24 protein-coding genes and 3 tRNA genes are annotated in these 21809 nt (G+C 68.4%); 20 read left to right on the top strand and 7 right to left on the bottom strand.

Annotated features, from left to right (window positions below; all coding sequences use genetic code 11):
• Positions 1-49: 49 nt before the first annotated feature.
• Together ACW17W_RS08615 and ACW17W_RS08610 are read left to right on the top strand one after the other, a co-directional pair.
• The gene (locus ACW17W_RS08615) at positions 50-619 is read left to right on the top strand and encodes a LemA family protein (RefSeq protein ID WP_492076503.1); all 570 of its coding nucleotides are present in this window, start codon (positions 50-52) and stop codon (positions 617-619) included.
• A gap of 13 nt (positions 620-632) precedes the next feature.
• A complete protein-coding gene (locus ACW17W_RS08610; protein WP_492076502.1) occupies positions 633-1670 on the top strand; it encodes a M48 family metallopeptidase in 1038 nt (345 codons plus the stop codon).
• On the opposite strand, the gene ACW17W_RS08605 is transcribed toward ACW17W_RS08610, so the two are convergent.
• A complete protein-coding gene (locus tag ACW17W_RS08605) occupies positions 1667-2401 on the bottom strand; it encodes an arginyltransferase (RefSeq protein ID WP_492076501.1) in 735 nt (244 codons plus the stop codon). The two genes, ACW17W_RS08610 and ACW17W_RS08605, sit on opposite strands and share 4 nt — an antisense overlap.
• Positions 2402-2524: 123 nt before the next feature.
• Positions 2525-3427 carry a flagellar motor protein MotB gene (locus tag ACW17W_RS08600; protein WP_492076500.1) on the bottom strand — a complete coding sequence of 301 codons (903 nt, stop codon included), beginning with the start codon at positions 3425-3427 and terminating at the stop codon, positions 2525-2527.
• A gap of 102 nt (positions 3428-3529) precedes the next feature.
• On the opposite strand from ACW17W_RS08600, the gene ACW17W_RS08595 reads away from it, so the two are divergent.
• The 4 genes from ACW17W_RS08595 to ACW17W_RS08580 all read left to right on the top strand — a co-directional run bounded on the left by ACW17W_RS08595 (position 3530) and on the right by ACW17W_RS08580 (position 6683).
• Positions 3530-4096, top strand: a complete 567-nt coding sequence (locus ACW17W_RS08595) for a DUF922 domain-containing protein (protein WP_492076499.1) — start codon at positions 3530-3532, stop codon at positions 4094-4096.
• Between the two features lie 74 nt (positions 4097-4170).
• Positions 4171-4683, top strand: a complete 513-nt coding sequence (locus ACW17W_RS08590; protein ID WP_492076498.1) for a flavin reductase family protein — start codon at positions 4171-4173, stop codon at positions 4681-4683.
• 6 nt (positions 4684-4689) lie between these two features.
• Complete coding sequence (locus ACW17W_RS08585; RefSeq protein WP_492076497.1) at positions 4690-5559, top strand: NAD(P)-dependent oxidoreductase; 870 nt, start codon at positions 4690-4692, stop codon at positions 5557-5559.
• Positions 5556-6683 carry an alpha/beta fold hydrolase gene (locus ACW17W_RS08580; RefSeq protein WP_492076496.1) on the top strand — a complete coding sequence of 376 codons (1128 nt, stop codon included), beginning with the start codon at positions 5556-5558 and terminating at the stop codon, positions 6681-6683. Before ACW17W_RS08585 ends, ACW17W_RS08580 begins: the two co-directional genes overlap by 4 nt.
• Before the next feature lie 3 nt (positions 6684-6686).
• Here the strand turns inward: ACW17W_RS08580 and ACW17W_RS08575 are convergent, their stop codons facing one another.
• Positions 6687-6893: an alkylphosphonate utilization protein gene (locus tag ACW17W_RS08575; RefSeq protein WP_492080293.1), complete on the bottom strand. Its 207-nt coding sequence runs from the start codon at positions 6891-6893 to the stop codon at positions 6687-6689.
• Between the two features lie 124 nt (positions 6894-7017).
• A complete protein-coding gene (gene hemB, locus ACW17W_RS08570) occupies positions 7018-8022 on the bottom strand; it encodes a porphobilinogen synthase (RefSeq protein ID WP_492076495.1) in 1005 nt (334 codons plus the stop codon).
• A 108-nt stretch (positions 8023-8130) separates the two neighbouring features.
• Between hemB and ACW17W_RS08565 the strand changes: the two genes are divergently transcribed.
• Complete coding sequence (locus ACW17W_RS08565) at positions 8131-8943, top strand: class I SAM-dependent methyltransferase (protein ID WP_492076494.1); 813 nt, start codon at positions 8131-8133, stop codon at positions 8941-8943.
• Between the two features lie 361 nt (positions 8944-9304).
• Positions 9305-10543, top strand: coding sequence for a 5-aminolevulinate synthase (gene hemA / locus ACW17W_RS08560; protein ID WP_492076493.1), 1239 nt, complete (start codon positions 9305-9307; stop codon positions 10541-10543).
• A gap of 72 nt (positions 10544-10615) precedes the next feature.
• Here the strand turns inward: hemA and ACW17W_RS08555 are convergent, their stop codons facing one another.
• Together ACW17W_RS08555 and phaC are read right to left on the bottom strand one after the other, a co-directional pair.
• The gene (locus tag ACW17W_RS08555) at positions 10616-10993 is read right to left on the bottom strand and encodes a hypothetical protein (protein ID WP_492076492.1); all 378 of its coding nucleotides are present in this window, start codon (positions 10991-10993) and stop codon (positions 10616-10618) included.
• On the bottom strand, positions 10990-12753 hold the full coding sequence (phaC, locus tag ACW17W_RS08550) for a class I poly(R)-hydroxyalkanoic acid synthase (protein WP_492080292.1): 1764 nt from the start codon (positions 12751-12753) through the stop codon (positions 10990-10992). Before phaC ends, ACW17W_RS08555 begins: the two co-directional genes overlap by 4 nt.
• Before the next feature lie 394 nt (positions 12754-13147).
• On the opposite strand from phaC, the gene ACW17W_RS08545 reads away from it, so the two are divergent.
• The 11 genes from ACW17W_RS08545 (at position 13148) to ACW17W_RS08495 (ending at position 19322) form a co-directional block, all read left to right on the top strand.
• Positions 13148-13594: a hypothetical protein gene (locus ACW17W_RS08545; RefSeq protein ID WP_492076491.1), complete on the top strand. Its 447-nt coding sequence runs from the start codon at positions 13148-13150 to the stop codon at positions 13592-13594.
• Positions 13595-13672: 78 nt separating this feature from the next.
• Complete coding sequence (glpX, locus tag ACW17W_RS08540) at positions 13673-14644, top strand: class II fructose-bisphosphatase (protein WP_492076490.1); 972 nt, start codon at positions 13673-13675, stop codon at positions 14642-14644.
• A 1-nt stretch (position 14645) separates the two neighbouring features.
• The gene (gene recJ / locus ACW17W_RS08535) at positions 14646-16451 is read left to right on the top strand and encodes a single-stranded-DNA-specific exonuclease RecJ (protein ID WP_492076489.1); all 1806 of its coding nucleotides are present in this window, start codon (positions 14646-14648) and stop codon (positions 16449-16451) included.
• 87 nt (positions 16452-16538) lie between these two features.
• Positions 16539-16613, top strand: a tRNA-Glu gene (locus ACW17W_RS08530).
• A gap of 154 nt (positions 16614-16767) precedes the next feature.
• Positions 16768-16974 (top strand): hypothetical protein, encoded by a 207-nt coding sequence (locus tag ACW17W_RS08525; protein WP_492076488.1) that lies wholly within the window; start codon positions 16768-16770, stop codon positions 16972-16974.
• A gap of 245 nt (positions 16975-17219) precedes the next feature.
• A complete protein-coding gene (locus ACW17W_RS08520) occupies positions 17220-17720 on the top strand; it encodes a cold-shock protein (RefSeq protein WP_492076487.1) in 501 nt (166 codons plus the stop codon).
• Positions 17721-17825: 105 nt separating this feature from the next.
• Positions 17826-18290, top strand: coding sequence for a DUF192 domain-containing protein (locus tag ACW17W_RS08515; protein ID WP_492076486.1), 465 nt, complete (start codon positions 17826-17828; stop codon positions 18288-18290).
• A 59-nt stretch (positions 18291-18349) separates the two neighbouring features.
• A tRNA-Pro gene (locus ACW17W_RS08510) sits at positions 18350-18426 on the top strand.
• Between the two features lie 41 nt (positions 18427-18467).
• A complete protein-coding gene (locus ACW17W_RS08505) occupies positions 18468-18800 on the top strand; it encodes an ETC complex I subunit (protein ID WP_492076485.1) in 333 nt (110 codons plus the stop codon).
• Between the two features lie 152 nt (positions 18801-18952).
• Positions 18953-19029, top strand: a tRNA-Arg gene (locus tag ACW17W_RS08500).
• Positions 19030-19058: 29 nt separating this feature from the next.
• The gene (locus ACW17W_RS08495) at positions 19059-19322 is read left to right on the top strand and encodes a hypothetical protein (RefSeq protein WP_492076484.1); all 264 of its coding nucleotides are present in this window, start codon (positions 19059-19061) and stop codon (positions 19320-19322) included.
• 6 nt (positions 19323-19328) lie between these two features.
• Here the strand turns inward: ACW17W_RS08495 and metC are convergent, their stop codons facing one another.
• Positions 19329-20501, bottom strand: a complete 1173-nt coding sequence (gene metC / locus ACW17W_RS08490; protein WP_492076483.1) for a cystathionine beta-lyase — start codon at positions 20499-20501, stop codon at positions 19329-19331.
• A gap of 111 nt (positions 20502-20612) precedes the next feature.
• Between metC and ACW17W_RS08485 the strand changes: the two genes are divergently transcribed.
• Entirely contained in the window at positions 20613-21737 is a 1125-nt protein-coding gene (locus tag ACW17W_RS08485; RefSeq protein ID WP_492076482.1) for an amino acid ABC transporter substrate-binding protein, read from the top strand.
• The last annotated feature ends 72 nt before the right edge of the window (positions 21738-21809 follow it).

Below are 21809 nucleotides of genomic sequence, written 5' to 3'. Positions count from 1 at the left end.
GCGATGGCGCGCCCGGCGCCCGATGATCCGGACAAGAATGGAGAACCCCATGACCGCCCTGATCGTCATCGTCGTCATCATCGCCGTGATCGGCTTCCTCGTTGTCGCGGCCTACAACAGGCTGGTGGCGCTGAACCAGAAGGCGAACCAGTCGTTCGCCGACATCGACGTGCAGCTGAAGCAGCGTCAGGACCTGATCCCCAATCTGGTGGAGACGGTGAAGGGCTATGCCAGCCACGAGAAGGGGACGCTGGAGGCCGTGATCGCCGCCCGCGCCGCCGCCGCCGGGGCTGCGACGGTCGATGACAAGGTCCAGGCCGAGAACATGCTGACCGGCGCCCTGGGTCGCCTGTTCGCCCTGTCGGAGGCCTATCCGGACCTGAAGGCCAATACCAACTTCCTGCAGCTGCAAGCCGATCTGTCGGACATCGAGAACAAGCTGGCCGCAGCGCGCCGCTTCTTCAACAATGCCGTCGGCGAGTTCAATGCGGTGCGGGCCCAGTTCCCGACCGTCCTGTTCGCCGGGATGGTGGGCTTCGGTTCGGACAAGCCCTTCTTCGACGTGGGCGCCGACCAGCGGGCCGCGATGGACGCCGCCCCGCCGACCGTGAAGTTCTGATCGGGATATCCTGATGGGCGCGGTCGGACTTTCGACCCATATCTGGGCCAACAACACCCGGTCCCTGCTGCTGCTGGCCGGGTTTCCGGTGCTGCTGGTGCTTCTGCTCTACGGGGCGCAGCTGATCCTGATGGGGTTCGGCCTGATCCAGGGGAGCGGGCGGGGGCTGGAGGACGATCTGGTGCTGGCCGGGTCGATGCTGGGCTTCACCATCCCGGCCGCCCTGGCCATCGCCGCCCTCTGGTTCGCCATCGCCTATCTGGGCAACCAGATGATGATTGATGTGATGACCGGGGCGCGCAAGGTCGACCGCCGCGCCGCGCCGGAGCTCTACAATCTGCTGGAGAACCTGTGCATCTCGCGCGGGATGGCGACGCCGGCGCTGAGGATCATCGACAGCCCGACCCTGAACGCCTTCGCCTCGGGCCTGCACGAGGGGCGCTATTCGATCACAGTGACGCGCGGACTGATCGACGCCCTGGACCGCGACGAGATGGAGGCGGTGCTGGCCCATGAGCTGACCCATGTCATCAACAAGGATGTGCGGACCATGGTGATCGCGGCCATCTTCGCCGGGATCATCAGCGTCGTGGCCGAACTGGCTTTCCGGGGCCTGTTCCACGTCCGGGGCGGGGGCAAGGACAACAAGAACGCCGGGCCGCTGATCCTGATCGGCATCGCCATCGCGGGCGTCGGGGCCTTTCTGGCTGTGGTGATCCGTTTGATGCTGTCGCGGACGCGGGAATATGTGGCGGATGCGGGCTCGGTGGAGCTGACCAAGAACCCCGACGCCATGATCCGGGCCCTGCGCAAGGTCTCGGGCCGGTCCAAGCTGGCCGCGCCGGACGAGGTGCAGGGCATGTTTCTGGACAACCAGCCCGACGCCGGCGGCATCGACGCCATCTTCGCCACCCACCCCTCGATCGAGGACCGGATTGCGGCCCTGGTGAAGTTCGGAGGCGGACGGGAGGAACCGGCCTATGCGGCCGCGGGCGTGGCGGCCACGGCTGTGCCGGAAACGGTCTGGACCTCGGTTCCGACCAGCCGCTAGTCCAGCCGGGTCCAGCCGAGCGGACGCAGGGCCTCAATCGGGCGGAAGGCGGCCTTGTAGTCCATCTTGGACGAGCCCTGGACCCAGTAGCCGAGGTAGACATAGGGCAGGTTGACCGTGGCCGCCTGACGCAGGTGGTCGAGGATGGCGAAGACGCCCAGCGACCGCCGTTCCATCTCCGGGTCGAAATAGCTGTAGACCATAGACAGTCCGTCCGAGAGCAGGTCGGTCAGGGTCACGGCGACCAGATCCCCGGGTCCGCCATCGGGGGAGGGGGTGCGGTATTCGATCAGATGGGTGCGGACGGCCGTGTCCTCGACCATGGAGACATAGTCGGACCAGCCCATGTCGGTCATGCCGCCGCCCGGGTGGCGACGGGCGAGATAGCGTTTCAGCAGGCCGAATTGCTCAGTCGTCGCCTCGGCCTCGACCAGGGCCCGGGTCAGGTCGGCGTTGCGGGCCAGGACCTTGCGCTGCGAGCGGCTGAAGGCGAACTCGGGCACCGGCAGGCGGACAGAGACACAGGCGTCGCACGCATCGCAGGCGGGGCGATAGGCGATGTTCTGGCTGCGGCGGAAACCGGCGTGGGTCAGTTCGTCATTGACATGGGCCCCGTCGGAGAAGGGCAGGTTGGCGAACACCTTGCGTTCCGTCATGCCCGGCAGATAGGGGCAGGGCGCGACAGCGGTCATGAAGAAGCGAAGCTGGCGTGTCGGGACGTGCTGGGTCACGGCGTCAGCTCCGCATCCCGATCGGTCGACAATATGGCAGGCCCGTCTGAGACATGGCCTGATCTGGCCCCGCGTCGCCGCGCTTCGCAAGGGCAATCGCGCCACAGTGGTGGCGCGTCGGCCTCACAGGCTGGTGTCCGAGGGCAGGACGGGCGCCTCGCGCAGCAGGACGATTGAGATCCGGCGGTTGCCGGCCAGGGATGGATCGTCGGGATAGAGCGGATCCGACCCCGCCTTGCCGGCGACCGAATAGACCCGGTCCGGATCGACGCCGGACCGCTGCAGGATCTGGCGCGAGGCGTCGGCGCGGGCGGACGACAGGGTCCAGTCGCCGGCGGCCGAGGCGCGCCCCGAGCCGGCCACGGCCGAGGTGTGGCCGGTGATGGAGACCCGGTTGGGCAGGCGGTTGATGACGCTGGAGACGGCGCGCAGCAGGACCTGGGCGCGGGCGTTGGGCCGGGTCGAGTTCTGGTCGAACATCGAGCGGCCTTCCTGATCGACCAGCTGGATGCGAAGGCCTTCGGGCGTCTGGTCGATGATCAGCTGTTTCGAAAGCTCGGCGAGTTCAGGCATGCGCTGCATGGCCTGGCGCAGCGATTCGGCGGCGCTGGAAAACTCGGCCGCCTCGCGTTTGGCGATCTCATCCTTCAGGGCCTCCTCGCTGGCGGCGGAAAGGTTCTGGCTTTGACCCGCCTGTTCGGGCGCATCCTGGGGCGCCTCGGGGGCCAGCTGGTTGATCACCGAGACCGAGCCGGCGCCCTTGGCGCCTTCTTCACCCAGGGCCGTGCCGCCCAGAAGACCGCCCGATCCGGACGTGGTCTCGGAGACGCTGGCGGGGGCGAAATATTCGGCGATGCCGCGTTTCTGTTCCGGATCGGTCGTATTGATGAGCCACATCAGCAGGAAGAAGGCCATCATCGCGGTCACGAAGTCCGCATAGGCGACCTTCCAGGCGCCGCCGTGGTGACCGCCGCCCTGGACCTTCTTGATCTTCTTGATGAGGATCGGACGATCGTTCGCAGACATCGAAACGCGGCCCCGGCCTTAACTCTGTTCGTTAGCCAACGATGGCCCGTCCGTCTTAAGAAGTTGTTTGCATGACGGGCCGCCGGCGGCCGGGAGAGACAAATGTTTGGAACAGCCGCGCTGGTGATGTTGACGCTTCAGGCCGTGGTCCAGATCGATGTGCCGCGACGCCCCCCGGTTCCGCTGCGCGAGACCCCCAATGTGACCGTGAAAACCTATGAGATCACCGGCGATCTGGCCCGGGACCTCCATATCCAGATGGATCTCAAGGGACCGGTGACACGTCGCGGCGAGCGCGTGCCCGCCCGGACCGAATGGCGCAATCAGGTGCGCTGGACAAACGACGGGACGGGCTGTGTGCCGTCCTCGGCCGAACTGACCTGGCAGATCGAGACGACCCTGCCCGAACTGGCGGCCGCTGCAGAGGCCGGGCCCCGGATGCGCGAACGCTGGGACGCCTATGTGCAGCAGATCGAGGCCTTCGAATACGGCCGGGCGATGCGAATCAACGCCGGTATGGAGGCCATGTTGTCGGCCATCCGCGCGGCCCATGACTGCGACGGAATGACGGCGGCGCGCCAGGCCGGGGAACAGGCGATCCTGGACGCCAATACGCGCTATGACGCCGAGACACAGCGGGCGAGACGGGCCATCCGCCCGCTGCGGTGACGGCCGGACGCCGATGCCGATTTCTTCGCCATCGCCGGTCGCGCAACGCGGGGATTCGGGCTAGTCCGGTCATTGTGCCTCTGGAACCGCTCCCCGACGACCTCGCCCGAGAGACCGCCGCCTATCGCCGGGCGCTGGGAGTCTTTGCGACCGGCGTGTGCGTGGTCACGGCCGACAGTCCGGGCGGGCCGTTGGGAATCACGGTCAATTCCTTCACCTCGGTGTCGCTGGAGCCTCGCCTGGTTCTGTGGTGCCTGGATGAGCGGTCCGAGCGCTGGCCGATCTTCGCCCGGGCGAACCGCTTCGCCATCCACATGCTGCCGGCCGATGACGAGGCCGTGGCGCGCCGCTTTGCGCGCGGCGTGGCCGTGCTGGGCGAGGAGGAGTTCACGCGGATCGATGACGGGCCGCCCTGCCTGGCCGAGGCCCTGGCGCGGTTTGAATGTGCAACCTACCAGCGCATTCCCCTGGGCGACCATGTCGCCATCGTGGGGCAGGTGGAGCGGTTCACATCGGGTCCGGGCGACGCCCTGACCTATTTCCGGGGCCGGTTCGGCATCGCCGCTGAACCCGAGGATCAAGGATAGCGGACCATGAAGATCGCCTTTGCAGGACTGGGCGTCATGGGCGGGCCGATGGCGCGCCATCTGGTCAGGGCGGGCCATGCGGTGACCGGCTATAACCGCTCGCCGGCCAAGGCCCGGGACTGGGCCGGGGCCGCCGGAGGGGGTTTCGCCGCGACCGTAGAGGAGGCCGCTGCAGGCGCCGAACTGCTGGTGCTGTGCGTCGGCAATGACGACGACGTCCGAGCGGTCGTTACCGAAGCCCTGCCGCATCTGGCCGGGGGGGCGGTGATCGTCGACCACACGACCACCTCGGCCCGGGTCGCGCGGAAGATGGCGGCCCTGGCGGCCGGCACCAGCCGGTTCTTTGTCGACGCCCCGGTCTCGGGCGGTCAGGCGGGGGCCGAAAATGGTCAGCTCAGCGTCATGGCGGGCGGAGATGCGGCCGCCCTGGCGCGGGTCCATGACGTGGTCATGGCCTATTCGAAGGCGATTCAGCACATGGGGCCTTCCGGCTCGGGCCAGTTGACCAAGATGGTCAACCAGATCGCCATCGCCGGCGTCGTCCAGGGTCTGGCCGAGGCCGTCCATTTTGCGCAAATGGCCGGGCTGGACACCGACGCGGCGTTCGACGCCGTCTCGAAGGGCGCGGCCCAGAGCTGGCAGATGGACAACCGCTGGAAGACGGCGGCGCGCGGGGAGTTCGAGTTCGGATTCGCCGTCGACTGGATGCGCAAGGATCTGGGCCTGGTGCTGGACGAGGCCCGCTCGAACGGCGCGCGACTGGCCCAGACGGCCCTGGTCGACCAGTTCTATGCCGAGGTCCAGGCCATGGGCGGACATCGCTGGGACACCTCCAGCCTGAAGGCGCGGCTGCCCGGGCCGGGAGACGTCAAATGAAACGCAGCACGACATGGGCTGCGGTTCTGGCGGCCGGGCTGACCCTGGGGACGGCAGGCATGGCGACGGCCCAGACGCCGCCCCTGAGCCGCGCTCTGGCGACGGCGGCGACACCGGTCTGGACCCCGACCGAGGGTGACTGGAGCACGCGCGATTTCCCGATCGCCGGCGGAGACACACTGGCTGAATTGCGTATGCACTACCGGACCCTGGGGTCGCCGGTGCGCGACGGCTCGGGTCGGGTGACCAATGCGGTGTTGCTGCTGCACGGCACGGGCGGGACGGGCGGCCAGTTCCTGTCGCCCCAGTTCGCCAATGACCTGTTCGGCCCCGGCCAGCCGCTGGATGTGACGCGGTACTATGTCATCATGCCGGATAATCTGGGTCACGGCGGCTCGTCGAAGCCGAGCGACGGCCTGAGAGCGCGCTTTCCGGACTACGGCTATGCCGACATGGTCGAGGCCCAGAGGCGGCTGCTGGTCGAGGGGCTGGGCGTCGACCGGGTGCGGTTGATGCTGGGCACATCGATGGGCTGTATGCACATCTTCGTCTGGGGCCAGACCCATCCCGATTTCGCCGACGCCCTGATGCCCATGGCCTGCCAGCCGACGGCGATCGTCGGTCGCAACCGGCTGTGGCGGACCATGCTGAAGGACGCGATCCGGTCCGACCCGGCGTGGAATGGCGGCGACTATACGACCCAGCCGGTTCAGGGTCTGCGCACGGCCGTGAATCTGCTGGTTCTGGCGGGCGGCGCGGCGATGCCGATGCAGCGCGATCTGGCCACGGCCGGGGCGGTCGACGTCTTCGCCCGCACCCAGATGGACCGTCGTCTGCCGAGCCTGGACGCCAATGACCTGTGGCATCAGGTCAATGCGTCGCACGACTATGACCCGTCAGGCGGCCTTGAGCGGATCACGGCGCCGGTGACCTGGATCAACTCGGCCGACGACTTCATCAATCCACCCGAGCTGGGACTGGCGGAACCGTTCGTGCGCCGCATCGCCGACGTGCGGTACCGGCTGATACCGAACAGCCCGGACGGCAAGGGTCACGGGACCCACACCTGGGCGCGGTTCTGGACGGATGACCTGGTCGCCCTGCTGGCGCGGTCGGAGCCGTAGGCCTCAGCCCTTGCGGACGAATTCGGCGCGCAGCACCAGACCCTTGATGGTCGGGTGGCGGCAGTCGATTTCCTGTTCGTCGCCGGTCAGGCGGATCGACTTGATCACCGTGCCGCGTTTCAGCGTCTGGCCGGCGCCCTTCACCGTCAGATCCTTGATCAGGGTGACGCTGTCGCCGTCGTTCAGTTCGTTGCCGACGGAATCCAGCACCTTGACCGCCTGAAGCGTGGTTCGCTCGGCCGCCTCGGCGGGGCTGAGCCACTCGCCGGTGGCTTCGTCATAGACATAGTCCTGGTCGGTGTCGGTCATGGAAGGCCTTTCGAAATGCCGGGGGTCAGGCGCCGAGCAGGCGGGCGGCCTGCGGCGCGAAATAGGTCAGGACGCCGGCGCATCCGGCGCGTTTGAAGCCGTGCAGGGTCTCCAGGATGGCGCGGTCCTCGTCCAGCCAGCCATTGGCGATCGAGGCCTGCATCATCGCGTATTCGCCCGACACCTGATAGGCGAAGGTCGGCAGACGGAAGGTCTCGGAGACGCGCCGGACGATGTCGAGATAGGGCATGCCGGGCTTGACCATGACCATGTCGGCGCCCTCGGCGATGTCCATGGCGACCTCTTTCAGGGCCTCGTCCGAGTTGGCGTAGTCCATCTGATAGGTTTTCTTGTCGCCGATCAGGGATTTCGACGAGCCGACCGCATCGCGATAGGGGCCGTAGAAGGCCGAGGCGTATTTGGCGGCGTAGGACAGGATCAGGGTGTCGTGAAAGCCGTTGGCCTCCAGGGCCTCGCGCACGGCCCCGATGCGGCCGTCCATCATGTCCGACGGGGCGACGACATCGGCGCCGGCATGGGCATGGATGAAGGCCTGTTCGGCCAGCCGTTCCAGGGACGCGTCATTGACGATGCACCCGTTCTCCAGCACCCCGTCATGGCCGTGGTCGGTGTAGCAGTCGAGCGCCACATCGGTCATGACGCCGATCCCGGGCGCAGCGTCCTTGATGGCGCGGATACAGTCGGGAATCAGGCCGTCCGGGTCGGTGGCCCCGCTGCCGGTATTGTCCTTGAGGGCGCCGTCCACATTCGGGAACAGGGCGATCATCGGGATGCCCAGACCGCAGGCCTCGACCGCAGCCTCGGCCGCAGCCCGGGGCGACAGGCGGAAGACGCCGGGCATGGAGGCGACCGGGACGCGGTCCTCAGCCCCGTCATGGACGATCAGCGGCCAGACCAGGTCGGCCGGGGTCAGGGTGGACTCGGCCACCATGCGCCGGATCCAGGGCTGGGAACGCAGGCGACGCGGACGGGCGAGAGGATAGGGGGCGGGCGCGAAGGGCAGGGACATGGCGGCGCTTATAGGCGTCTGTGTCCATCAGGGGGAAGGGGGCCGGTTCCGCTTGCCAGCGCGCCGGAAATCGCGGCAAATCCGCCTCGCAGGAATGGGAGAGTGGTGATGGCGAAGCGATTTGTGGGCCGGGCGGCGGCGTGGACGGCGGCCGCGGCGATGACGGCGGCCGGTCTGGCCGGCTGTGTGGTCATTTCCAGCGACGGCGGAGAGCGCACCATCGTCCAGGCGGCGGCCTCTTCAGAGGCGGCCGACGCCTATGCGGCCATTGTCAGCGACCCGTCGCGGCCCGCCGCCGATGTCGAGCGGGACGCGGCGCGCCATCCCGCCGCGATCCTGGCCTTCGCCCGCGTGGCGCCCGGCGATCACATCGCCGACGTGCGGCCGGGCAACGGCTATTTCACCACCCTGTTCTCCGGCGCGGTCGGGTCCAGCGGCCACGTCTACGGCTTCATCCCGAACCGGACGGCCGAGCGGGACAATGTCACCTTCGAGCCGGTTCAGGCGAGGTTGCCGAATGTCACGCGGATCAATGGCGATCTGGACGCGGCGACCTTCGCCTTTCCGCAACCGCTCGACATCGTCTTCATGAGCCAGGAGTACCACGACTTCACCATCCCCCGGTTCGGGGTGGACGTGGACCGGATGAACGCCCGGGTGTTCCAGGCGCTGAAGCCGGGCGGACTGTACATCCTGATCGACCATCAGGCGGCGCCGGGAACAGGGATTTCGGTCGCAGGCACCCTGCACCGGATCGAGGGTGCGGCGCTGAAGGCCCAGGTCGAGGCGGCGGGGTTCGTCCTTGAAGGCGAGAGCGCCGTCCTGGCCAATCCGGCCGACGACCATTCGATCAATGTCTTCGACGCGGCCATTCGCGGCAAGACGGACCAGTTCGTCTATCGCTTCCGCAAGCCGGACTGAGAAGACGCAGCCGAGGTCAGCGGGAAAACCCACAGCCGGACAGCGGGAAAGCCGTTGCCGGCTGTGTTGATCGAACGGCTCGCCCCCGTCCTCGACATGATCAACGCCGGACGCCGGCAGCCGGCCGCGCATCCCGCCGCGTCCGGCGGATCACGCCGATTGATCCATCGCAAGGCGGGCTTCACCCGTTCCGGGTCATGACGGTCGAAACCGTTGAGGCTCGACCATGACTGAGAACCGTTATCAATTAGGGGTTTGCGGCGTTTTGTCCTTGCCCTCGCGTGGACAACAGGGGTCAATCGGCGCAATAGCCCCCGCAGATTTCGCCGGGTCTGCCCGGACCGCTGAAGAGCCGATCAGAGTGTACAACGCCCCCTACGACTACAAGGCTGCATTCGAATCCGCCGTCGACCAGGTGAAGGACGAGGGACGCTACAGGGTCTTCGCCGATCTGAAGCGCGTCCGGGGCGAGTTTCCGAAGGCCGTGCGTCGTCGTGACGACGGGTCCGAACAGGACGTCGTCATCTGGTGCTCGAACGACTATCTGGGCATGGGCCAGCATCCGGTCGTGATCGAGGCCATGCAGGCCGAGATCGACGCCGTGGGCGCCGGCGCCGGCGGCACACGCAATATCTCGGGCACAACGCGCTCGGCGGTGGATCTGGAAGCGGAACTGGCCAGCTGGCACCGGAAGGACGCGGCCCTGCTGTTCACCTCGGGCTATGTCGGCAATGAAGCGACGCTGGCGACACTGCAGAAGATCCTGCCCGGCCTGATCATCTTTTCGGACGCCCAGAACCACGCCTCGATGATCGCCGGCATCCGCAACGGCGGCTGCGAACGCCATGTGTTCCGCCACAACGATCTGGAGCATCTGGAGCAACTGCTGGCCGCCGCGCCGGCCGATGCGCCGAAACTGATCGCCTTCGAGAGCGTCTATTCCATGGACGGGGACATCGCCGACCTGAAGGGCACGATCGCCCTGGCGCGCCGGTTCAACGCCATGACCTATCTGGACGAGGTCCACGCGGTCGGCCTGTATGGCGAGACCGGCGCCGGTGTGGCCGAGCGCGACGGGGTCCTGGACCAGATCGACATCATCGAATGCACCCTGGGCAAGGCTGTGGGCGTGATGGGCGGCTATATCGCGGCCGACGCCGTGATCATCGACGCCGTGCGCAGCTGGGCCTCGGGCTTCATCTTCACCACCAGCCTGCCGCCGGCCCTGACGGCGGGGGCCCTGGCCTCGGTCCGCCACCTGAAGGCCCATCCTGAACTGCGCGCGGCGCATCAGGCACGCGCCCGGGCCCTGAAAGAGCGTTTCGCCGCCGCCGGTATCCCGGTGATGGACAATGACAGCCATATCGTGCCGGTGATGGTCGGGGATCCGGTCCACTGCAAGATGGTGTCGGACATGCTGCTGGAAGACTTCGGCGTCTATGTGCAGCCGATCAACTATCCGACCGTGCCCAAGGGGACGGAGCGTCTGCGCTTCACCCCGTCGCCGAACCATGACGACGGCATGATGGACGCCCTGGTCTCGGCCATGGACCAGCTGTGGTCCCACTGCCATATCGCCCGGATGCCCGTCGCCGCCTGAGGGCGGTCGGCGGGTTCCGTCGGCTCTCGCGGGCGCCTGACAACCTGACGGCCCGTGGATCGCGGCCGACGGTCAGCCGGGGCGGCGGGCCTTGATCGCCGATTCGACCGTCACCCCGGTCAGGACTGCGCCGATGATCACCAGCAGTCCGTAGTCGTGGCCCGAAAAAAGGATCGGGACGACCGCAAACAGCATCACCAGGCCCGGTACGATCGCCGCCCAGACCGCCGTGGCCGGGGCCTGGGGTGAGATCATCGGCGGGCTGACCCGACCGGCCCGTCGGGTCAGGATGCCGTTGCCGACCACCAGGGCGGGGACGCAGACGACGGCGAGGATGACGTATTTCAGCGTCTGGCCGGGCTCGCCGAACAGACTGGCCGTCATGACCAGCAGGACCAGGGCCATCCCGGTCGTGGCGGCGAGCAGCAGATTGGGTTCGAGAGACTTCAAGACCTGACCTTCACATAGGCGCCGGGCGCCGGTTCAATTGCGGCCAGCGGTCCCTTGGACGGATCGCGCGCGGGGATCCAGTCGCCGGAGCGGGCATGCAGCCATTCGGCCCAGTGGGTCCACCAGCTGCCGGGGTGCTCTACGGCGCCGGCCTGCCATTCCGCCAGGGCGGCGGGGAGGGCCGTATTGGTCCAGTGCTGGTATTTGTTGGCCGAGGGCGGGTTGATGACCCCGGCGATATGGCCCGAGCCCGCCAGGGTGAAGGTGACGTCGTCCGATCCAAAGGCCTTCGCCGAGCGATAGACCGAGCCCATCGGCGCGATATGGTCCTCACGCGAGGCCTGAAAATACAGCGGGATCTTCACCTTCGAGAGGTCGACCCGGATCCCGCCGATCTCGAACTCGCCCTTCGTCAGCCGGTTCTGGCCATAGAGCTGGCGCAGATAGTCCATGTGCAGGCGTTTGGGCATCCGGGTCTGGTCGGCATTCCAGAACAGCAGGTCGAAGGCCGCCGGCGACCTGCCCATCAGATAGTTGGAGACGAAGAACGACCAGATCAGGTCATTGGCCCTGAGGGCGTTGAAGGTGTCGGCCATGGCGCTGCCGGGCAGGACGCCGCCGGCGGCGTCCATCTGCTGCTCGACCTCGTTCAGCCAGTGCTCGTCGGTGAACAGCAGCAGGTCGCCCGCTTCCTGGAAATCGTGCTGGGCGGCGAAGAAGGTGGTGGCGTTGACGCGTTCGTCGCCCGTCTGGGCCATATGGGCCAGGGCGGCGCCCATCAATGTGCCGCCGATGCAGTAGCCGACGGTGTTCAGCCGGTCCTGACCGGTCTGGTCCATGACCTTCTGCGTGGCGCGATAGATGCCCTTTTCCAGATAGTCGTCGAAGCCGAAGCCGGCCTTGTCCACATCCGGATTGACCCAGGAACAGACGAAGACGGTGAACCCCTGACCGGACAACCAGCGGATCAGCGAGTTCGCCGGCTGCAGGTCCATGATGTAGAATTTGTTGATCCAGGGCGGGAAGATCAGCAGGGGAATGGCCCGCTGTTGATCGGTCGCGGCGTCATACTGGATCAGTTCGAACAGCTCGTCGCGCCAGACCACCTGGCCGGGGGCTGTGGCGACATTCTCGCCGACGGTGAACTGGCCATAGTCGGCCTGGCTGATGCGCAGCCTGCCCATGCCCGCCTCGAGATCGGCGGCGAAATTCTGCATGCCGCGCACCAGCGATTCGCCGTTGGTCTCGGCCATCGCCTTCAATGCGACCGGGTTGGAGGCGAGGAAGTTGGCGGGCGAGAAGGCGTCGGTCAGCAATCGGGTGAAGAACTCGGCCCGGCGTTTCACCGTCGGATCGACGCCCTCGACGCTGGAGATCAGGCTGTTCATCCAGTCCGAGGTGACCAGATAGGACTGGCGCATCATGTCGAACATGGGGTTTTCAGCCCAGGCGGGGTCCCTGAACCGCTTGTCCTTGACGGTTTCGGCCGCGGGTTCGCCGGCGGCGCGGCGCGAGGCGCTGCTCCACAGATCCAGATAGCGGTTGAACAGATCGGCCTGGGCCGTGAACAGCCTGTCGGGCCGGGCGGCGAGGCCGGTCATCACCGCCCCCATGGCCGGGGCCATGTTGAAGGGGTCGGCCGAGGGCGCGGCGGCGGGCTTGTCCTGCATTCGTCCGGCCTGGCTGATCGCGGCCTCGGTCATGGCGGTCTGGGCCGTCATGGCCGCGCGGGCGAGGTTGACCGACAGGGTTTCGATCATCTCCCTCTGGGCCTCGGCCATGGCGAAGGGATGGGCCGGGACGTCCGGGGCGGCGGGGGGCGCCAGTTCGGGCCGGGGCTCGGGGCGCGGTTCGGCGCGGGGCTCTGTTCGGGCTTCGGCCCGGGTTTCGGCCCCGGTTTCTGGCGCGGTCGTTTCCACGGCAGACGCCGCTGCGGCCTTCGGCGCCCTTGGCCGGGCGGGGCGGGCCGAGGTCGGCCGGCCGGACTTGCGCGGCGTTTTCGCGGGCGACGGGGGGGCAGAGGGGGTCTTGGCCAAGGCGATTCCTCCTGGGGGCGCCCCTTTGCAGGGCTTGTCGGGATCGGGGCGGCTACGGTCGCCCTTTCGCCGGGTTCGATCATGGCATATGACCGGTCCCGAAATGAACGGTCGCGCGATGAAAAAGATCAGGGCCCGATCCGCGGCGACCACGCTCGCCACCGGTCTGGCCGGGCTGATGGCCCTGGGCGGTTGCGCCGGACACTTCGAGGCGACGGCGGGCGGCTCTCCGATCGACGGCGAGGTCCAGGCCCTGGTCGAGGCCAACCGCACCTGGCCACGCTGGAGCGATTTCCCGAAAGCGGCGATCGATAATCCGACCCCGGCCGTCATCGCGACCCGGGTCGCCGCCCTCAATGCCGCCGACCAGGGCTTGCAGCGGGAGGTGGCCGACATCGAATGGCGGCTCGGCGACCCCGCCGTGTTTGAAAGCGAGGTCCGCGCCCGGCTGGCGGCGGTCCGGATCTCCCCGGCCGCCGAACGGAGCCTGGCCGAGATCGAGGCCTGGGCCGAGGCGTTGCGACAGCGCGGCAAGGCCCCGCCGCCGATCGGACGACGTCCCTAGCCCCCCACCGGTCCTGATCTTCGCCACTGGCGTCGGCGGGCCGTTCCAGATGACAATCCGCCGCAGGAGTTCCCGTCGATGGCCGATTCGGCGCCCGTCATTTCCCCCGCGCTGCCCTCGACCCTGTCCTTCGACGCCGTTCGGGTGACGGAGCGCGCAGCGATCGCGGCGTCCGGCCGCGTCGGGCGCGGCGACGAAATGACTGCCGACCGACTGGCCATCGAGGCCATGCGTCGCGGTCTGGACGAGCTGGATATCGCCGGGCGGATCGTGATCGGAGAGGGCGGCGAGGACACGACCTCGCCCCTGTATATCGGGGCCAGCGTCGGCGCGGGACGGGGGCCGGCCCTGGACGTGGCCCTGGACCCGCTGGAGGGGGCGACCCTGACGGCCAAGGCCATGGGCGGCGCCCTGTCGGTTCTGGCCCTTTCGTTCAGCGGCGGGCTGATGAAGATGCCCGACTGCTATATGGACAAGATCGCCATCGGCCCGGGCTATCCGGCCGGTACGGTCGACCTGGACCGGTCGCCGGAGGAAAACGTGCGCGCCATGGCGACCGCCCGGGGCGTGGCGCCCGAGGCCATCGCCGTCTGTGTGCTGGACCGGCCGAGGAACGCCCGGCTGATCGCGGCCCTGAGGGAGGTCGGCGCCCGGGTGACGATGATCTCGGACGGCGACATCGCCGGGGTGATCCATACGGGGGAGCCGGACGCGGGCATCGACCTGTATCTGGGGTCCGGCGGGGCGCCCGAGGGCGTGCTGGCGGCGGCGGCCCAGAAATGCACAGGCGGCCAGTTTCAGGGCCGGCTGGTCTGGCGCAATGACGAGGAACGCCACCGGGCGCGGGCGATGGGGATCGAGGATCTGGACCGCAAATACGAACTGGCCGATCTGGTCTCGCGCGACGTGGTGTTCGCGGCCACCGGGGTGACCCGCGGAGACATGCTGGACGGGGTGGTGATCCGCGACGGCATGGCCTCGACCCATACGCTGGTGATGGACTCCGCCCGGCGGACGATCCGCCGCATCCGCACGACCCGGCCGGTCTGACATGGCCGACGGGGCGCCGGCATCGGGATTTCTGGACATCGCCCGCTCGCTCTCGGGCCGGGCCTGGCGTCAGCGTCCCGCCGACCCGGCGACCGTGCGGGCCCATATGCAGGGACTTGGACTGGGCGAGCCCCTGGCCCGGGCCCTGACGGCGCGCGGCGTCCGGGCCGATCAGGGTTCGGACTTCCTGACCCCGACGCTGAAGGCCCTGTTTCCCGACCCGTCCAGCTTTCTGGACATGGATGTTGCGGCCGCCGCCATCGTCGAGGCCTTGCAGACCGGACGGTCGATCCATGTGTTCGCCGACTATGATGTCGACGGCGCCGCCAGCGCGGCCCTGCTGGTGCGCTGGTTCCGCGAGATGGGCGCAGAGTTGCCGATCTATGTGCCGGACCGGCTGACCGAAGGGTACGGCCCCAGCGCGAAGGCCTTCGACACCCTGAAGGCGCGGGGGGCCGATCTGGTCGTCACCGTCGATTGCGGGGCGGCGGCGAACGAGGCCGTGGCCCATGCGGCGGCTATCGGCCTGAAGGTCGTGGTCATCGACCACCATATGATGCGCGAGGAGCCGCCGGCCTGTCTGGCCGTGGTCAATCCCAACCGGCCGGGCTGCAACTCGGGCCAGGGCAATCTGGCGGCCGCCGGGGTGGTGTTCGTGCTGCTGGCGGCCCTGAACCGCGAGGCGCGGGCGAGGGGGCTGTTCAGCGACGCCCGGCCCCAGCCCGACATCCGCAAATGGCTGGATCTGGCGGCCATGGGGGCGATCTGCGACGTCACCGCCCTGACCGGGTTCAATCGCGCCCTGACCAGTCTGGGGCTGAAGGTGATGTCCGACTGGGGCAATCCGGGGCTGGGCGCCCTGCTGGCCGCCGCCGGCGCCGAACAGGGCCCGGCCAAGAGCAACCACGCCGGCTTTATCCTTGGTCCGCGCATCAATGCGGGGGGGCGGATCGGCAAGTCCGATCTCGGGGCCCGGCTCCTGTCCACCGACGACCCGGCCGAGGCGGCGATCCTGGCGCAGGAACTGGACGCCCTGAACCTGGCCCGCCGCGATGTCGAACGTGAGGTCACCGACGCCGCCATCCGCCGCGTGGAGGCCTCCGGCCATCACGCAGACGGTTCCGCCGTGGTGGTGGTCGAGGGCGAGGACTGGCATCCCGGCGTCGTCGGCATCGTCGCCGGACGACTGCGTGAACGCTGGCGCAAACCCGTCATCGTCATCGGCGTGGACGCCGTGAACGGCATCGGCAAGGGTTCGGGCCGCTCCCAGCCCGGGATGAATCTGGGACGCGCCATCCAGGCCGCCTGGAACGAGGGCGTGCTGCTGGCCGGGGGCGGTCACGCCATGGCGGCGGGGCTGACGGTGCGGGTCGAGAGCATCGGCCGGCTGCGCGACTTTCTCAACGACCGGCTGGCCGGCGAACAGGCCGGGGCCGAGGCCATTGATGTGGTCGAGGTCGACGCCCTGATCGATCCGTCCAGCGCCACCCGGGCCCTGTTCGACGATTTTGAACGGCTGGCGCCCTTCGGCCCGGCCAATCCCGAGCCCCTGTTCGCCCTGGGCGGGGTTCAGGCGCGCGAACCGGTCGCCATGAACGGCGGCCATGTCCGCTGTCGTCTGGTCGGGGCCGACGGGGCCAGCGTCCGGGCCATCGCCTGGCGCTGCGCCGACCTGCCGCTGGGCCGGGCCCTGCTGGCGGGGCAGGGCGGGCTGAATGTGGTCGGCCGGCTGAAGGCCGACGACTGGAACGGCCGCCGGGGGGTGCAGTTCGAGATCGAGGACGCCGCCGATCCGCGCATGGCCTGAGCCGGGGCGGCGTCTGTTTCACTGGAGCGCCAAACAGGGGTTGCAACCCTCGGAATCGGCGGCTATATCGCCGGCTCCCCGCGCAGCGGTCCCTTCGTCTATCGGTTAGGACGTCAGGTTTTCAACCTGAAAAGAGGGGTTCGACTCCCCTAGGGACTGCCACGCGGGGCTTTCCTTCAAAATCATTGTGTTTGCGTCGCCTCTGATGGCGAGCTGCGGGTTCTTGTGGACAACCGGAACAAATAGGGAACGAAGGATTGCGCCCGTTCCCGGGACGGTTCTGGATCAAATCCGGCTGTCACGACGGGAGGAATGGATGGATATCGATGATACGACGGCGCGGATTCTGGACACCCTGAGGGGCGTGGATCTGACCAGTGCGGACGGTCGGGCGGGGCTGGGTCAGTTCCTGGCGGAGATCGAGAGGCGGGCGCCGACGGCCATCCTGCAATCGGCCGCCCGGATCGATCTGCGGCGGGCCGGGGCGATCCCGTTATCCGGGTCGGCGGAGGCGCAGGTCTGAACGCGGCTCGGGCCGGGCCCGCCCGGTTGGCCGGAATCGTCCGGGCACGATCAAGCTGACAGACTTCTTGCGCATCACGGCCTGTTGACGCGGGCGAGCGCAGGTCTCGGCCCTTTTCTGGACGTCTGCTGAGAAAAACGTGCCGTTTTGCGGTTCTGTCTGTTCCCGGAACCGTGGTAAACAGCCGAGCTTCACGCGGGGGTCGTGGGCAAGCGGGGGTTGCATTGTCAGAACAGGAAGGCCTCTTGCCGGCGGACGCGGTTCGGCTCAGCGGGCGTGTAAAGTGGTTTGATCCCGGCAAGGGCTATGGCTTCATCGTGCCCGACGCGCCGGACCAGACGGGGTTCCGGGATGTGCTGCTGCATGTCACCTGTCTGCGCGACACCGGCCAGGACGTGGCCGGGGAGGGGGCCGAGATCGTGTTTGATTGCGCCGAACGCCCCAAGGGCTGGCAGGTCACCAGGGTCCATACCCTGGCCCCGGCCGCGCCCGCCGCCGTTCCGCGCCGGATCGAGGCCGTCAACGCGCCGGAGGATCCGCGACTGGAGCCCGCCACCGTCAAATGGTTCAACCGCACCAAGGGCTATGGCTTCGTGGTCCGCCCGGGCGACGCCACCGACATCTTTGTCCACATCGAAACCCTGCGCCGGTTCGGCCTCGACGACCTGCTGCCGGGCGAGACGGTGCGGGTGCAGTTCGCCGAAGGTCCCAAGGGGCTGGTCGTCGCCGAGATTCGCGCGGCCTGAGTCCGTCAGCCCGCCAGGGCTGCCGCGCCGTTCATCGCCCGGCCGACGATTGACAGCGGGGCCCCGCCCCGGCTTCAGATGCAGATCTGATCGCCGAGGTTCGTCATGAAGATTTCCCATGGACTGTTGCTGGGTCTGGTCCTGCTGGCCGTCGCCTGTGCGCCGAAGCCGCCGGTGGATGCCGCGGGCCGGCCGATGGAGCGGCTGTCCGTCACCACGGCCACGGGCACACACGATTTCTGGGTCGAGATCGCCGATGACGAGGCGGAACGTCAGCGGGGCCTGATGTTCCGCCCGCCGCTCGAGGACGACCGCGGCATGCTGTTCCAGTTCGAGGCGGCCCGGGAACAGGCGTTCTGGATGCGAAACACCCCCAGTTCGCTGGACATCGTCTATATCGCCCCCGACGGCCGGATCGTCACCATCGCCCACAACACCACCCCCTATTCGGAGCAGCCCGTGCCGTCGTATGGCGCAGCCAACGGGGTGCTGGAGGTGCGCGGCGGCCGGATGGACGCGATCGGCGCCAGGGCCGGCGACCGGGTCAGCCATCCCTTCTTCCGCCCCTGATCGCATTATTCCCGGATTGGGGTTTGCGGCGGCCGCCCGAACGTGGCAAGTCCCGCCGCCGGAGTGTAGCGCAGCCTGGTAGCGCATCTGGTTTGGGACCAGAGGGTCGGAGGTTCGAATCCTCTCACTCCGACCATGACCCTTGTGGCTATCGCTCGGCGCGCCGCGCCTTGCTGCATGAGCCACGAATTCGTGAGGCTGACCATGCTGGCTCGCATCTATCGCCCCGCCAAGACCGCCATGCAGTCGGGCAAGGCCAAGTCCCGGGACTGGCGGCTGGAGTTCGAACCGGCCTCGGCCCGCACCATCGACCCCCTGATGGGCTGGACCAGTTCGTCGGACATGAACGGCCAGGTCCGCCTGACCTTCGAGACGCGCGAGGAAGCCGTCGCCTATGCCGAGCGTCACGGCATCCCGTTCCGGCTGCAGGAGCCCCGGGATCCGCCGCTGATCCTCAAGGCCTATGCCGACAATTTCGCCACCAGCCGCAAACAGCCCTGGACGCATTGATTCAGAATTGGGGGCTATCGCTCGCGACGCGGTCGTTCGCGGCTTGAGCCCGGTTTCTGGACGGGGGCTATCGCTCACGACCCGGCCGCTCGCGGCTCCAGGCCATTTTGCTTTGCGGCGGATCGCGCCTCGCATTAGGTAGGCGGCTGTCCGCACCCATAGCTCAACCGGATAGAGCACCCGCCTTCTAAGCGGGATGTTGCAGGTTCGAGTCCTGCTGGGTGCGCCACCCCCTTCACGACCGCTCCGAGGAAAGCCATGTCAGAACCGAAGCGCCAGACGATGCAGGGCCGGATCAAACTGGACGGAAAGACCTTCCGCGACGTGGCCTTCGAAAAGGCGGAGCTGGTCTATGAGGGCGGGGCCGCCCCGAACTTCATCAACTGCACCTTCGCCGCCAGCCGGTTCGGCTTCGAGGGGGCGGCGGGAAATACGGTGAATTTCCTGCGCGCCATGCTGCCGGCCGAGAGCAATATGCGGCAGGTCGTGCTGGGTCTGATGCCCGAGTTCCAGCAGAACTGACCGATCTCAGGCCGTCATGGCGCGCCAGGCGGCGAGACCGGTCGCCAGATCCGCGATCAGGTCGGCGGGATCCTCCAGCCCGATATGCAGGCGGATCAGTTCGCCCGGCAGGGACGGCGGCGCCTCCCGGTAGTCCAGCTGGCCGGTGTCGTGGGTGGCCAGACTCTCGAACCCGCCCCACGACCAGCCAAGACCGAACAGGCTGAGCGAATCAAGGAAGGCCCGGGCGGCGGGCTCGTCGCCGCCCTTCATCACCAGGCCCAGGACGGACGCCGCCCCCGAATAGTCCCGCGCCCACAGGGCATGACCCGGGTCCGACGGCAGGGGCGGATAGAGGACGCGTTCGACTTCAGGTCGGGTCGCCAGCCATTCGGCGACCCTGAGACCGGACCGGCCCTGTTCGCCATAACGCAGCGGCAGGGTGCGGATGCCCCGCAACGCCAGCCAGGCGTCGTCGGGCGAGACATGCCAGCCCATGTCCTCCAGCGTGGTCTCGATCTGATGTCCGAGACCCGCCTCGGCGACCGCGATAGCGCCCATCAGCACGTCGGAATGGCCCGAGACATATTTGGTCACCGCCTGGACGCTGACGTCCACGCCATGCGCCAGAGGCTTGAAGGCCAGGCCGGCGGCCCAGGTGTTGTCCATGACCGTCAGGACGCCGCGCGCCCGGGCGGCGGCGGCCAGGGCCGGGACGTCCAGCATCTCGAACGTCAGGGAGGTCGGCGATTCGATCAGGATGATCCGGGTCCGCTCGCCGATCATCGCCGCGACCGCGCCGGCGTCCGCACCGGCCGGGTGATAGCGGGTGGTGACGCCGCGCGCGGCCATCCAGCGAGAGAGGAAACGGCGGCTGGGGCCGTAGACGGCGTCGGTGGCCAGGACCTCGTCGCCCGGCCGCAGCAGGGCCAGCAGGGGCACGGTGACGGCGGCCAGTCCCGACGGCGCCAGCCAGGCGTCGCAGCCGCCCTCCAGATCGGCGATGACGGCCCGGAGGGCGCGCGCCGCCGAGCCGCCGTCCAGCCCGTAGGTCGGGCCCGGTCCGGGGTCGCGCATGGAGCCGACGTTGTCGCTCAACATGGTTGAGGCGCGTTCGATCGGTGGATTGACCGGTCGCCGCCCCCCGCCGCGCCGGGTGGCGGCGGAAATCAGACGGGTTCGGTCGTTTGTGGCGGACATGGCGTGATTCAGTCGGGCGGGGAGGCAGGAACGGCTTGCGGATCAGCGTCTAAAGGCGTCAAAAACCCGGGAGGTGCAAGCGTGGGGGCGCTGGCGGCGACGAGGCGGACAATGAAGGCGAAGGCAGCAGGGCGCTGGATGACCGGCAAACGGGCGGCTGTGGCGGCAGGGGCCGCCTGCGCCCTGGGGCTGGCCGGCTGCGATCCGCGGCGGGCCGAAGCCCCGGTCGAGAACGCGGGGACGCCGGCGCCGGCGATCCGGGCGGGGACGGCGGTCAGCCCGACCCTGACGGCGGTTCGCCAGCGCGGCTATCTGCGGTGCGGCGTGCATCAGGGCCTGATCGGATTTGCGGTGCAGGACAATCGCGGCCAGTGGCGCGGCTTTGACGTCGACTTCTGCCGCGCCATGGCGGCGGCCATCTTCGGCGACGGCGACCGGGTGCGGTTCACCCCCCTGAGCGCCGAGACCCGGTACGAAGCCCTGGCGGCGGACCGGATCGACGTCCTGTGGCGCAACAGTTCCTGGACCATGTCGCGCGACGCCGAGGGACGGTTCGCCTTTGCGGGGATCAACTACTACGACGGTCAGGGCTTCCTTGTGCGGCGGCTGCTGGACCTGAATTCGGCGGCCGAGCTGAACGGGGCGCGGATCTGCGTCGCCTCCGGCTCGACCAGCGCCCTGAACCTTGCGGACGATTTCCGCTCGCGCGGGGTCGCCTATACCCCCGTGGTCGAGCCGACCGAGGAGGCCGCGCGGGCGGCCTATGCGCGGGAGGACTGCGACGCCTTCAGCGCCGACATCTCGGCCCTCGCGGCGGCGCGCAGCACCCTGACGGACCCGCAGCAACATGAGATTCTGGCCGACGTCGTCTCCAAGGAGCCGCTGGGGCCCGTGACCCGCAGCGGCGACGAACAGTGGACGGCGGTCGTGCGCTGGACGCTGAACGCCGTCATCCTGGCCGAGGAGCTGGGCGTCACCCGCGACAATGTGAAGGCGCTGGCCAGGGACAGCCGCGATCCGCGGGTGCGCCGCCTGCTGGGACTGGAGACCGATTTCGGGGGGCCTGTAGGGCTGTCGAAGACCTGGGCGGCGTCGGCCGTCGGCGAGGTCGGCAACTATGGCGAGATCTTCGCGCGAAACCTGGGGCCGCAATCCCCCCTCGACCTGACACGCGGGTTGAATGCACAATGGAATGCGCGGCCGGGCGGGCTGATCTACGGCCTGCCGATCCGCTGAGACGAACCGACCGGCCGGGGGGCTGATCCCGATCGTGCGACCATCCAATCTATGACGCGCCCGAGGGGGACG

Source organism: Brevundimonas sp. FV1ye29L (assembly GCF_058681095.1).
The sequence above is the reverse complement of the archived record's forward strand: the minus strand, read 5'-3'. Positions and strand labels throughout refer to the sequence as shown.